The organism is Shewanella sp. SM20 (genome assembly GCF_025654545.1).
GTDB classification, from domain to species: domain Bacteria; phylum Pseudomonadota; class Gammaproteobacteria; order Enterobacterales; family Shewanellaceae; genus Shewanella; species Shewanella oncorhynchi.
This window is the reverse complement of the sequence record NZ_JAKKRK010000009.1, coordinates 92492-105332: the sequence shown is the minus strand read 5'-3', so window position 1 is coordinate 105332 and position 12841 is coordinate 92492. Positions and strand designations below refer to the sequence as shown.

At 45.5% G+C, this 12841-nt stretch carries 8 protein-coding genes and 2 rRNA genes; 9 read left to right on the top strand and 1 reads right to left on the bottom strand.

Translation table 11 applies throughout. The features are described from left to right. The 5 genes from L5M18_RS05995 to L5M18_RS05975 form a co-directional block, all read left to right on the top strand. A 23S ribosomal RNA gene (locus L5M18_RS05995) occupies positions 1–144 on the top strand; the annotation flags it as partial. A gap of 139 nt (positions 145–283) precedes the next feature. Further along, a 5S ribosomal RNA gene (gene rrf, locus L5M18_RS05990) occupies positions 284–399 on the top strand. Positions 400–1616: 1217 nt separating this feature from the next. Continuing rightward, the gene (locus tag L5M18_RS05985; protein ID WP_263196226.1) at positions 1617–1883 is read left to right on the top strand and encodes an OadG family transporter subunit; all 267 of its coding nucleotides are present in this window, start codon (positions 1617–1619) and stop codon (positions 1881–1883) included. A gap of 11 nt (positions 1884–1894) precedes the next feature. After that, positions 1895–3721 carry a sodium-extruding oxaloacetate decarboxylase subunit alpha gene (oadA, locus tag L5M18_RS05980; protein ID WP_263196224.1) on the top strand — a complete coding sequence of 609 codons (1827 nt, stop codon included), beginning with the start codon at positions 1895–1897 and terminating at the stop codon, positions 3719–3721. 8 nt (positions 3722–3729) lie between these two features. Beyond that, positions 3730–4860 carry a sodium ion-translocating decarboxylase subunit beta gene (locus L5M18_RS05975; protein ID WP_263196222.1) on the top strand — a complete coding sequence of 377 codons (1131 nt, stop codon included), beginning with the start codon at positions 3730–3732 and terminating at the stop codon, positions 4858–4860. Positions 4861–5414: 554 nt separating this feature from the next. Here the strand turns inward: L5M18_RS05975 and L5M18_RS05970 are convergent. Continuing rightward, positions 5415–6668: a dicarboxylate/amino acid:cation symporter gene (locus L5M18_RS05970; RefSeq protein ID WP_173246311.1), complete on the bottom strand. Its 1254-nt coding sequence runs from the start codon at positions 6666–6668 to the stop codon at positions 5415–5417. A 291-nt stretch (positions 6669–6959) separates the two neighbouring features. Between L5M18_RS05970 and L5M18_RS05965 the strand changes: the two genes are divergently transcribed. From L5M18_RS05965 to L5M18_RS05950, 4 genes are all read left to right on the top strand, one after another. Beyond that, positions 6960–7385, top strand: coding sequence for a YqaA family protein (locus L5M18_RS05965; RefSeq protein WP_105249958.1), 426 nt, complete (start codon positions 6960–6962; stop codon positions 7383–7385). 181 nt (positions 7386–7566) lie between these two features. Continuing rightward, on the top strand, positions 7567–10419 hold the full coding sequence (locus L5M18_RS05960; RefSeq protein WP_263196219.1) for a M16 family metallopeptidase: 2853 nt from the start codon (positions 7567–7569) through the stop codon (positions 10417–10419). A 185-nt stretch (positions 10420–10604) separates the two neighbouring features. Further along, positions 10605–12254, top strand: a complete 1650-nt coding sequence (gene gshA, locus L5M18_RS05955) for a glutamate--cysteine ligase (RefSeq protein WP_263185986.1) — start codon at positions 10605–10607, stop codon at positions 12252–12254. Continuing rightward, the gene (locus L5M18_RS05950) at positions 12251–12715 is read left to right on the top strand and encodes a hypothetical protein (RefSeq protein WP_263196217.1); all 465 of its coding nucleotides are present in this window, start codon (positions 12251–12253) and stop codon (positions 12713–12715) included. The genes gshA and L5M18_RS05950 overlap by 4 nt, the downstream gene beginning before the upstream one ends. Positions 12716–12841: the final 126 nt, after the last annotated feature.

Here is a 12841-nt window from a genome sequence, read left to right as displayed (position 1 = left end):
GGGAAGCGAGCCCTAAGATGAGTCATCCCTAGGAATTTAATTCCTCTAAAGAGCCGTTCGAGACTAGGACGTTGATAGGCATGGTGTGTAAGCGTTGTGAGGCGTTGAGCTAACATGTACTAATGACTCGAGAGGCTTAACCATACAACCCAGATGGGTTTTACAAAGAAGCCTTAGACAGAATATCGACACTTGATAAAGTTTGAACTCAAACAAAGCAAATCAGCTTTCCGAATTATTATTAACGTGRKCCAGAGATGGACACGGTAATAAACAGAATTTGCTTGGTGACAATAGCCTTGTGGAACCACCTGATCCCATCCCGAACTCAGAAGTGAAACGCAAACGCGCCGATGGTAGTGTGGGGTCTCCCCATGTGAGAGTAGGTCATCGCCAAGCATCAAAATAAACACCAAAGCCCTAGCCTAAACCGCTAGGGCTTTTTTGTTTATACGCTTCGCAAAAACTTATCTCGATGTCGGTCAATAAATGTTCCTCCAATATTGACACTTCCACCATCCATGGCGGTCGCCCGCCGCTAAGCGGACTCCCCAGCTACGAAGACAAGCTTCTTCGCGTTCAATCATGGCTAAATACTCCGTATTTATAGTGCTATGATTTCACCCTCATGTGAGAGTAGGTCATCGCCAAGCGCCTAATTATCTCATTGAGATGTAACCAAGCCAGCTGAATAAGCTGGCTTTTTTGCATTCGCAATTTGTAGAAATTAGTCCGTTTTTCTTTCAGCTTGCATGTTTCTCCGCTATTTTTACTCACCAACTCACCAACTCACCAACTCACCAACTCACCAACTCACCAACTCACCAACTCACCAACTCACTAGCCATTTCAATTACTGAGTTCTTTGTCGGTCCTAGGATTTCCTATTTCGTTCTCGTCCTATTGCTTAATCCTGCGCATAACTAAACGCTTGAGCTCTAGCTCAGGTAGCACTGTTGCTTATCTTTTAAGATAGCCGTTCCACACACCAACCGTATTGCTAGGCGCTGCTCTGTGTTGGTATCTAGGGGGCATTTAAGTTGATTTAATTTGCTGAATTGAACCCATTCCTCTTCTTCAAACAATGTCTTCAGAACAATATTCATTTTTATTTTGCCACTTAGTCAGATGGCAGTAGCTTGGATTGTTAAATTTGCATATTTTTTCACTTGGTTTATTCCTATGCTCGTTGTTTTCAATTTAGGAATCATTTTTTAGCCTAAGACATCACTTCAGCTTAAATCCAACATTATGTTTGTTTCATTATGGAATATTGAATTAATCGCTCGATTTATGAGGATTAATAACTTGTAGCCTGTAGATTTACTTAATATTGGTAAGACCAATTTACACTGATATGGTTTTTTTGTTATCAATTGGTTATGTTCGTAGCAGGTTGAGTTCAGCAGGTTTTCTTGTTGTGCGATTAGTTAGCTTTAAAATGTGATTTTTTATTCGATTTTTTTCTAATTGGTGATTGCTATGTATCTGTTTACGGAAGAACCATAGTTTGTGAGCAGTTCATTTGATGAATTTTGAACTTGTAATGCAATAGCGATGATTTTGGGGCAATCGCGCTGTTGATAGGGATCTAGAGAGTAAGGGGTAGGGGAGCTATGGAGGATGTAACGCAATCTTTATTGGATGCCGTTGGCATTATGTTTTTTGGGATGGGCTTAGTTTATTTATTTTTAAGTGTACTAATCCTTGGGATTCATTTGGTTGCGCGTTGGTGTGCGGTGGATGCTGCATCTGCACGTTTTGCTACAAATCATGCTAAAAGCCAGCAGAGAGTAGCGCAATCAGATGTTAAGCCTTTAGACCCAAATGTGGTCGCTGCGATTTCACTAGCGGTAAAGCAGTATCGTTCACAGATTAAGTAATGGGGAGCAGTATGACTTTTGTATCTAATTCTACGGCGGCAGTGGCTAAGCCATTATTTTTAACTGATGTCGTTTTGCGGGACGCACATCAATCTATTTTAGCGACGCGCTTACGCATTGATGACATGTTACCGATTGCGCCATTACTCGATAAGATCGGTTTCTGGTCACTGGAATCTTGGGGTGGGGCGACGTTTGATGCCTGTATTCGTTATCTTGGTGAAGATCCTTGGGATCGGATTCGTGAGCTGAAAAAGGCCATGCCCAATACGCCACAGCAAATGTTGCTGCGTGGTCAAAACCTCTTAGGTTATCGCCATTATGCCGATGATTTAGTCACGCGTTTTGTTGAGCGCGCCCACACTAATGGCGTTGATGTATTTCGTATTTTCGATGCGATGAACGATGTTCGAAACCTTGAGACTGCGGTGAAAGCGGTGCGCCAAGTTGGTGGCCATGCGCAGGGGACGATCTCATACACCACAAGTCCAGTGCATACCATAGAGACTTGGATTGATATGGCAAAACGTCTCGAAGATATGGGATGTGATTCTTTGTGTATCAAAGATATGGCGGGACTACTTAAGCCTATGGAAGCGTTTGAGCTTATCAGTCGACTAAAATCCCAAACGCAACTCGTGTTATCTATGCACTGTCATGCGACGACAGGATTAAGTACCGCCACTTATCAGAAAGCCATTGAAGCGGGTATCGATGTGCTCGATACGGCAATTTCGTCGATGAGCCAAACCTATGGACATACTGCTACTGAAACCGTTATCGCTATGGTGGAAGATACTGAGCGTGCGACTGGTTACGACATGGTGTTGCTTGAGGAAATTGCTGCTTACTTCCGTGACGTGCGTAAGAAGTACGCTAAGTTTGAAGGTGCGCTGAAAGGCATAGATTCGCGTATTTTACGCGCCCAAGTACCTGGTGGCATGCTGACCAATATGGAGAGCCAACTTAAGGAACAGGGTGCGGCCGATAAGATGGACTTGGTCTTGGAGGAAATTCCCCGCGTGCGTGCTGATTTAGGTTTTTTGCCCTTAGTGACGCCTACATCGCAGATTGTTGGCTCGCAGGCGGTCATTAATGTGTTGATGGGGGAGCGTTATAAGTCACTGACTAAAGAGACTGAAGGCGTGCTTAAGGGCGAATATGGCGCGACGCCTGCGCCTGTGGATGCTGTATTGCAAGCCAGAGTCTTGCAAGGTGCTGAAGCCATTACATGTCGTCCTGCAGACCTATTAACGCCAGAGCTGGCTAAATTACGGCTAGAGTTGGCAGACAAAGCGCAGGAACAAGGCATTCGTCTATCTTCAGAGCATGACGATGATGTGCTGACCTATGCACTCTTCCCACAAATAGGATTGCAGTTCTTAAAGAATCGTGATGATCCGAGCGCCTTTGAGCCTAAGCCTGAGCTGACTTCGGTACTTGCTGCTTCTAATGTTACGGATTGTGGCCCTGAAACCTACACGGTAACTGTCGAAGGGCAAGAGTACGTAGTTGAAGTCGCCGCAGGCGGTGAGATCTCGCAAATCCAGCCACAGGGACAAAGTGTTCATGCTGTGCAAGCTGTGACTGAGAGTACAACGCCATCAACAAGCCATGGTGAAATCAGGCTTGAAATGAGCGCGCCTTTGTCGGGCAACATCTTCAAAGTGCATGTTTCTCCAGGCGATAGAGTGTGTGAAGGCGATGTCGTGATCATCCTTGAGGCGATGAAGATGGAAACCGAAATTCGTGCACAGGGCGATGGTATTATCGCTAAGATCTGGGTGAAAGAAGGTGACTCAGTGTCTGTGGGTTCTCAATTACTGGCCTTGGCGTAGGAGTCATTATGGAAGGTTTAATGGCTTTTTGGGCCGAGACAGGTATCGCTCACTTTACTGGCGGGCAAGTGTTGATGATGGCAGTGGGCGCTTTGCTCTTGTATCTCGCCATCGTACGTGGTTTTGAGCCTTTGCTATTGTTGCCCATTGGTTTTGGTGCAGTGCTGGCGAACATTCCCCATGCGGGATTTACCGAAGAAGGTGGCATCCTGTATTACGCCTATTATGTGGGGATTGAGACTGGGGTGTTTCCGCTATTGATCTTTATGGGTGTTGGTGCGCTGACCGACTTTAGTGCCTTGATTGCCAATCCTAAAACCCTGTTGTTAGGAGCTGCGGCGCAGTTTGGGATTTTCGCGACATTGATTGGTGCGATAGCGCTGAACTTAGTTCCGGGCTTTGAGTTCACCATGAAGGACGCGGCGGCCATTGCGATTATTGGCGGTGCTGATGGACCTACGGCGATTTTCCTCGCCTCCAAACTGGCACCTGAGTTATTAGGGGCAATTGCGGTCGCGGCTTATTCCTATATGGCGTTAGTCCCGATTATTCAACCGCCGATCATGCGCTTACTGACAACCCAAGCTGAGCGCGAAATTAAAATGGAGCAGCTGCGCGAAGTCAGTAAAAAGGAAAAGATCATTTTCCCTTTGATGGTACTGGGATTAACGATTCTCTTCCTACCTGCGGCCACGCCGTTAGTGGGTATGTTTTGTCTTGGTAACTTGATGCGTGAATCGGGCGTGGTGGATAGATTATCGAAAACGGCGCAGAACGAGCTTATCAATATTGTTACGATTTTCTTAGGTCTAGCTGTCGGTTCTAAATTATCAGCCGATCAATTCCTGCGACTGGAAACCTTAGGAATTTTGGTATTGGGAGCTTTAGCATTTGGCATTGGTACTGCTGCAGGTGTATTGATGGCAAAACTGATGTGTAAGTTGTCGGGTGGTAAGATTAATCCGTTGATTGGTGCCGCAGGGGTGTCGGCTGTACCTATGGCAGCGCGAGTCGTGAACAAAGTTGGATTAGAGGCCAACCAACACAACTTCTTGTTAATGCACGCCATGGGGCCCAATGTGGCGGGAGTGCTAGGTTCTGCTGTGGCTGCGGGGATTTTACTTGCCGTGCTGGGTTGATGACAGAGTGGGTTAACTGATTGGGCTTGACTGAGTGGGTAAATTAAGCGGGTTTATCTTCGAATTTATTCTAGTTGTTAACGCTGTTTTAGCGCTAAGGCCAACTCAGTACTGAGTTGGCCTTTTTTGTTAAGTTACTAATTTATAGTATGAATCCTTGGTATTAACCTAAGCCGTTAACCAGAGTAATCCCATAAGGATTAAAATTAGCCCGCCACCTATATAAAACCTCGCCCGCCTTGTTTTAGCGTGAGTTTGTTGGCTTTTAAAAATAACGCCCAAAACAAACATAGGATCAGCGGGATAAGGAAGAGTCTCGTCATGTCTGTTCTGCTAAAGTGTGAGTTAGAGTGGTTTTAGAGTCTAACAGCTTGATCTTATTTGAGTAACCTATTTTGCAGTTAATAGAGACTGTCGAAGTCGATTGTGGTCTCTAAAGCCAATAGATCAAAGACTGTTTGCAGGATAATAAAAGAGACCGCCGAAGCGGTCTCTTACTGTGGTCAATGGTACTGATGATTTAGCTTAATACTTTTTATACAGTATTGTTATTGCTACGAACTCACTGGTGTAACGTCTTGATTGTCGTTCGAATAGAACTGTGCTTCATCGAGTTCATTTTCGGATTTACCAATCACAACAGCAGTCATCATATCGCCCGTTACGTTAGTTGCTGTGCGGATCATATCGATAATACGGTCAATTGCGGCGATAAAGGCAATGCCTTCAAGTGGCAGACCAATCACACCTAAGGTGACAGTTAACATCACCATCGCACTTCCTGGTACGCCAGCGGTACCAACAGAAGCCACTGTCGCAGTCACGGCGATCATCACATAGTCCAGTGTGTCGAGCGGAATATTGTAAATTTGAGCGATGAAGATAGCGGCTATCGCAGGGTAAATACCCCCACAGCCGTCCATGTTCATGGTCGCACCTAATGGCATCACAAAGGCACTATAACGCTTTGATACGCCCATGGTTTCGACTGCGCGAGTACTCGCAGGTAAAGTACCGAAACTTGAAGAAGTACTAAAGGCGACTAACTGCGCTGGCATAGCTTTGCGGAAAAATTGCAGTGGGCTTAAACCACCAACAAACTTCACTAACCCGCCATAAACGAAGATGATGTGGATAAAAGCGGCAATGTAGATAGCCCCGATAAACTTACCTAAAGGCAATAAGGTTGATAAACCATATTCACCCACAACCCATGCCATTAAACCAAACACACCGATAGGAGTGAGTTTTAAGACCATGCGAGTCAGTTGGAACATGACTTCAGCACCTGCTTCAATGGTGCGTTTTAATGGCTCTGCTTTCTCGCCAACTTTGTTGATAGCGATACCCACTAACGCGGCAAACACGATAATTTGCAGTACCTTGCCTTCAGCCAGTGAGGCGAAAGGATTGACTGGGATCATGTCGAGCAGCACTTGTGCAAAACCGGGAATATTACGCTCGCGCACTTCAGTCGTTGTGAGTTGCATGGTGCCACCCATGTCGATCATTGAGCCCACAGCTAAGCCTATCAGAGAGGCGATTGTGCCTGTCAGCATGAACATACCCAAAGTTTTCAAGCTCAGGCGTTTCAGACTGGTTTGCGAGTTGAGCGATGTGATACTCACGACAATGGCACAAAATACCAAAGGCGCGACCAACATCTTAATGGCCCCAATGAACAGATCACCTAATGGTTTTAGCACTGTGGCGCTTTCACCTAAAATAACGCCAACGAGCGCACCTAAGATAAAGCCTGCTAAGACTTTTTGCCAAAACGGAATGCGGCTAATGGTTTGAAGGATCATGCATATTCCAGAAAAATAAATTAAGAGTGAGCCAATAGACCTGCGATGATAGGATTCGTATTTAACGAGATGAGCGTGATGTTAACGCGCTCTCAGTCATGCGCATGGTTATTGCCTGCCATAGTTAACCATTGTATCGACAGAGCTAGGGTTATAACAAACCGTTTTTCTTATAACTTATTGTGATAAGTGAGTTTGTTGTAAAAAGATTAAGTGAAACATTCAATTAACCCATGACAAACCTTATCGCATTGAATACAAAAAGAGAGATTTATCATTGAGTAAGCCATTATGACTGAGTTAGGCATTATGTTCTCTGGCGCTTTTTTAGCGGCGACTTTGTTACCGGGGGGATCTGAAGTCTTACTCGTGGCGTTATTAAACAAAACTCCAGAGGCTTGGGTTGCGCTGGTCGTGGTGGCTAGCATTGGCAACACGTTGGGCGCGATGACCAGTTTCTATTTAGGCTGCTTAGGTCGCCTCGCAAAATCACCAGAAGCGTTAGCGACAGGTAAACACGCAAAGGGGCTCGCCTTGATTGAACGCTACGGCGTGTGGGCGTTGTTACTCTCATGGGCACCGATTATCGGCGATATTCTTTGTTTATTGGCGGGTTGGTTGAGGCTACCGCTAATACCTTCTTTGGTGATGATTTTAATCGGTAAAACAATTCGTTACTTAATTGTTGCCGCTGCCGTGCTGCAATGGATGGCATGATGGCGCTAGGATGCATTTAATGGTCAAGGGCGGGGAGTGTTTTTCCGTTTAGACTGAATTTACTGTATAGATAGGAACTTAGTGTCAATTTTGCGAGTCATAAATCCCAATGCTTAATCATTTAAGCGCACTATGACTAAACGCAGCACTATGATTATGAAGCTGTATTTTTGGCCCATTGATGTATGAGGGGAATGTTTTGAAGAAATGGATATTAGCGGTCGCAATTTCTGCCGCACTTGCGGGTTGTGCATCTGAAACGACTACGGTGAACTTGCCCGCAGGCGTTAAACTGATCGAAAATGTGCAATTGGCCGATTCGCAAGTAGGGATCCCCTACAAAAAGTACCAATTAGCCAATGGGTTAACTGTTATTTTACATCAAGATGATTCAGATCCCTTAGTGCATGTCGACGTCACTTATCATGTGGGCTCAGCTCGCGAATTAGCTGGGCGTTCGGGATTTGCGCATTTATTTGAACACATGATGTTCCAAGGCTCACAGCATGTTGCCGATGAACAGCATTTTGAAGTGGTTACCGAAGCTGGTGGTACCCTAAATGGCACGACCAATACCGACAGAACCAATTACTTTGAGACAGTACCCAACAATCAATTAGAAAAAATGTTGTGGCTTGAGTCGGACCGTATGGGCTTTTTGTTGCCCGCACTCACTAGTGAAAAATTCGAAGTGCAGCGCGAAACCGTCAAAAACGAGCGCGCACAACGTATCGATAATCAACCCTATGGCCGCATGAGTGAGCGTTTTAGCCAAGCTATGTACCCTGTCGGTCATCCTTATTCTTGGCCTGTAATTGGCTGGCCGGACGATCTTAATCGCGCCACGGTTGACGATGTTAAACACTTTTTCCAACGTTGGTATGGCCCTAATAATGCGACCTTGACCATAGGTGGCGATTTCGATGAAATGCAAACCTTAGCCTGGGTCAATAAATATTTTGGTGAAATCCCCCGTGGTCCTGAAGTCTCGTTAGAGCAAAAGGCGCTGGTTAACTTAGACAAGACACGTTACATCTCCATGGAAGATCAAGTGCACTTGCCTTTGATCCGTATTGGTTTTCCTACCGTATACGCTAGACATTCAGATGAGGCCGCGCTCGATCTGTTGGCCAATATTTTAGGTGGTGGTAAAACATCCTTATTATATAAAAACTTGGTTAAGGACGGTTATGCCGTGCAGGCTAATGTGAGTCATCCTTGTCAAGAGCTTGCGTGTCAGATGTCGATTTATGCTTTAGCCAATCCTGAAAAGGGCGGCAAATTGGCGGATCTGGAGCAACGTATCCTCGACTCGATTAAGGAGTTTGAGCAACGTGGCGTTACCGATGACGATCTGCAAAAAGTCAAAGTGCAGTTTGAGGCTGATACCATTTATAGCCTGCAGAGTGTTTCTGGCAAAGTGTCGACCTTAGCGATGAACCAAACTCTGTCGGGCAATCCGAACATGATTGCCTCAGATCTGAATCGTTATGCCAATGTGACCAAAGACGATGTGATGCGCGTGTTTAAGCAATACATTAAAGATAAACCTATGGTGGTTATGAGTGTGGTGCCGCAGGGAATGACGTCACTTATTGCCCATGCGGATAACTTCACGCCTGCAACGTTGCCGATTGCACACACTGCGGTAGAGGGGGATTTGCCCAAGCCTGAACTTGTTTCAAGTTTTGATCGGACTAAGATGCCTGCATCTGGCGTTGCACCTATGCTCAAAGTACCTAAAATTTGGACAAAAACCTTAGCCAATGGCATCGAAGTCATGGGCACTCAAAGTACTGAAACACCAACAGTTGAGTTAATTGTTTATCTCAATGGTGGCCACAGACTCATACCCGTCGAAAAAGCAGGCTTAGCAACGCTGACTGCGGAAATGCTTAATGAATCGAGTCAGAAGCGCAGCAGTGAAGGACTATCACAAGCCTTAGAAATGCTAGGTAGTAGTGTCGATTTTAGTGCGTCTGAATATCAAAGTTCGATCAAAGTATCGGCTCTGACAGCACATTTAGATGAGACGCTGGCGATTATGGAAGAAAAGCTGTTTCAACCAGCGTTCAGCGAAGCTGACTTTGCGCGAGTGAAACAGCAGCAATTACAACAGATCCAGCATATGCAGTCCGATCCTAGCTATCTGGCTGATACGGCGTTGTCGTCTTTGTTATACGGTAAAGACAATGCGTTAGGTGTGAATGATCTTGGTACGCTCGATTCAGTCGCGGCGCTTACGTTAGCCGATGTAAAAGCGTTTTATGCCCAGCAGTATCAAGGCGGCAACGCTAAAATTGTCACTGTTGCTAATTTATCTGAATCTGCATTGCTGCCTAAACTAGCGGGATTAAACCAGTGGAAAGGAGAAGCAGCTGTGGTACCGCCACTTAAGCCACTCCCTGCATTAAAAGGCTGCACAATTTATCTGATTGATAAACCTGGTGCGGCTCAATCGGTAATCAATATTGCCAAGCGCGCATTACCCTACGATGCCACAGGCGATTATTTTAAATCCTATCTGATGAATTATCCGTTAGGCGGCGCATTCAATAGCCGTATCAACCTGAATTTACGTGAGGATAAAGGTTATACCTATGGTGCTCGCACTCGTTTTACTGGCGGTGCTGAAGTGGGCGATTTTGTCGCATCAAGTAACGTTCGCAGTGACGTGACGGCGAAAGCACTCATTGAGTTTGTAAAAGAAATCAGTGCTTATCAGCAGCAGGGCATGACAGATGCTGAACTTGCCTTTATGCGTAATTCAGTCTCTCAAGGGCAAGCCCTTGATTATGAAACACCGTATCAAAAAGCGGGCTTTATGCGGATGATCCAACGTTACCAATTGAGTCAAGATTTTACGACTCAACAGGACAAGATCATTAATACTGTAACAAAATATGAACTCAATGCCCTCGCGGCTTCCGAGCTAGATATCAATAAAATGGTGATTCTGGTGGTGGGAGATAAAGCGACAATTGAAGCTGATTTAGCGGTATTGGGCTATCCAATTGAAACTTTAGTATTGTAAATTAGTATTTCGCCCTTATATAGGTAGATAGACAGGTGTATTAGTTAACGACTATTTGCCCTATATTTACCGGATTTACATCGAAAGACGGTGACAGCATTAGCTGTCACCGTCTGCTTTTAATCATACAAGGTGTGAATTTGGCTTGCCCCACAGACAGGTTTAGATTTATTTTGAGGCATATTTTGCAAGATAAGCCTCAAAATAAAGGTCTGACTGTTAACCTTGTCGCGATAGCGAATCACCAATTAGAGAAGCGCAAATTGAAGTCATTCAATGAATTAGTACAACATCTCTCGGACGCCAATGGGCGCACAGCACTCTTGGGTATGTTACGTGGCATAGAACGTGAGGCGTTGCGGATTGATGAGTTTGGTTATCTCGCTACAGACTCGCATCCCGAAGCCTTAGGCTCGGCGTTAATGCATTCACGTATTACGACGGATTACAGTGAAGCCTTACTCGAGTTTATTACGCCAGTAAATCACAATGTTGAGCAACTTCTCACTGGGTTAACTGAGACTCATGCCTTCAGCGTGCGCCACTTAAATGGTCAGCGTTTGTGGCCCGTGAGCATGCCTTGCTATGTGAAAGATGAGCAACAGATCCCCGTTGCCCGCTATGGCTCATCGAATACTGGCATGATGAAAACCTTGTATCGTAAGGGGTTAACCTATCGTTATGGCGCCCTGATGCAGATCATCTCTGGGGTGCATTTTAACTTTTCGGTATCGCAAGAATTATGGCAAAGCCTGTATGAGTTAAGTGATAAACAGTTAACTTACGATGATTTTATTTCAGAATCCTATTTCGGCTTGATCCGTAACTATCGCCGTTTAGTGTGGGTACTTCCTTATTTATTTGGTGCCTCGCCAGCGTTATGTAGCTCCTTTATTAAAGATCAAAAAACCGACCTCAAGTTTGAAAAAACGGGCCACGGTACTCTGTATCTGCCCTATGCCACTTCGTTGCGTATGAGTGATTTAGGCTACACCAACAAAGAGCAAGAAGATCTAAATATCAGCTATAACTCTTTGCCTGAGTATCTGGCTGGCGTGAATGCCGCCACTAAAATGCCTTCAGCAAACTTTGCTAATATCGGCGTTAAAGTCGATGGTGAGTATCGTCAACTTAATGCCAATGTATTGCAGATTGAAAACGAGTTCTACTCGCCAATCCGTGCGAAACGGGTCACGCGTAGTGGCGAGAAACCGTCTGAAGCTCTGGCCCGTGCTGGGGTGGAATACATTGAAGTGAGAGCGTTGGATGTTAATCCATTTAGCCCAGTTGGCATTGAGGCGACACAAGTGCGTTTCCTTGATTTATTCCTACTCTATTGTTTATTAACGCAGTCGCCTAAGTCAGAGGCGAGCGAAGAGGCGAGATTAAGCGCGAATCTTAAAGCTGTGGTGCTTGAAGGCCGTAAACCTGGGCTTGAGTTATTAACCGCAGACGGTTCACGTTCGCTTAAATCTTGGTTAGAAGAGTTGTTTGATGCCTTGCAACCTTTGGCAGTATTGCTTGATGGTGAGGGGACGGATTATCAAGTGGCTTTGGCCCATTGGCGTAAAGCGGCTGAAGATCCGAATTTAACCCTGTCGGGACAAGTACTGCAAAACGTGATCAACAAGGGCCAAGATCATGGTCAGTGGGTGATGACGTTAGCGCAGCAATACTATCAATACTTTATCGATTATCCCTTGTCGAGCGAGACCATAGCGCAGTATCAAGCTGAAGCATCCAGTTCGCTTAACAAGCAAGCTGAACTAGAGGCGGCGCAGAGTGCAGTTTCATTTGATGATTATCTGGAAGATTACTTTGGAGTGAAGCTGTGAAAGAGGGGGTATTCTCTTTCACTGGCCTACGTGCCCGCGCAGCTTTGATTGTGTTCAGTGCCTTGTTATCTGGCTGCGCCGCGTCACCTGAAGATCCTCTGGGCTGTGGTACTGTGTCTGGTTATTTGCAGCCCGATGCCAGTACTCACTGGTATCGAGTGGTGGTGACCCATTTAAACGGGCAGGCAGTCGTTTCTAAGCCTAATTATCAGTTAGCGCCTGGCGAATATGAATTTACCGTTGCGGAGCTGATCGATGATCCAAGTTTGTCAGTCACGCTTGCCGCGCGGACACCCAAAGTATTCAAGCTCAATGTCGAAAGTCATCAGCGTTATCATATCGGTGCGTTATTTCACACCGATAAGCGTTATATGGGTAAAGACACTGCGTATTGGGAACCCGGCGTGTGGCAGCAAGAAGATCATGAGTGTCAGTTTGAGTTGAGTCCCGAAACGAAATAGCTAAAGTGTTAAGCTCAAGTGGTAAGCCTGCTACATTCGATTTAAGTCATATTGATTTAGCCCCTAGCGCTGAGATCTTCTAAGCGCAAAAAGGCTTTTTATGCTTGCCTCAGCCTGAGTCTATGA

Bases quoted from the DNA above. Each gene is read 5' to 3' on its own strand.
- L5M18_RS05960 (WP_263196219.1), top strand. From the start codon at position 7,567: ATGTATGAGGGGAATGTTTTGAAGAAATGGATATTAGCGGTCGCAATT.
- oadA (WP_263196224.1), top strand. From the start codon at position 1,895: ATGACTTTTGTATCTAATTCTACGGCGGCAGTGGCTAAGCCATTATTT.
- L5M18_RS05965 (WP_105249958.1), top strand. From the start codon at position 6,960: ATGACTGAGTTAGGCATTATGTTCTCTGGCGCTTTTTTAGCGGCGACT.
- L5M18_RS05985 (WP_263196226.1), top strand. From the start codon at position 1,617: ATGGAGGATGTAACGCAATCTTTATTGGATGCCGTTGGCATTATGTTT.
- L5M18_RS05970 (WP_173246311.1), bottom strand. From the start codon at position 6,668: ATGATCCTTCAAACCATTAGCCGCATTCCGTTTTGGCAAAAAGTCTTA.
- L5M18_RS05975 (WP_263196222.1), top strand. From the start codon at position 3,730: ATGGAAGGTTTAATGGCTTTTTGGGCCGAGACAGGTATCGCTCACTTT.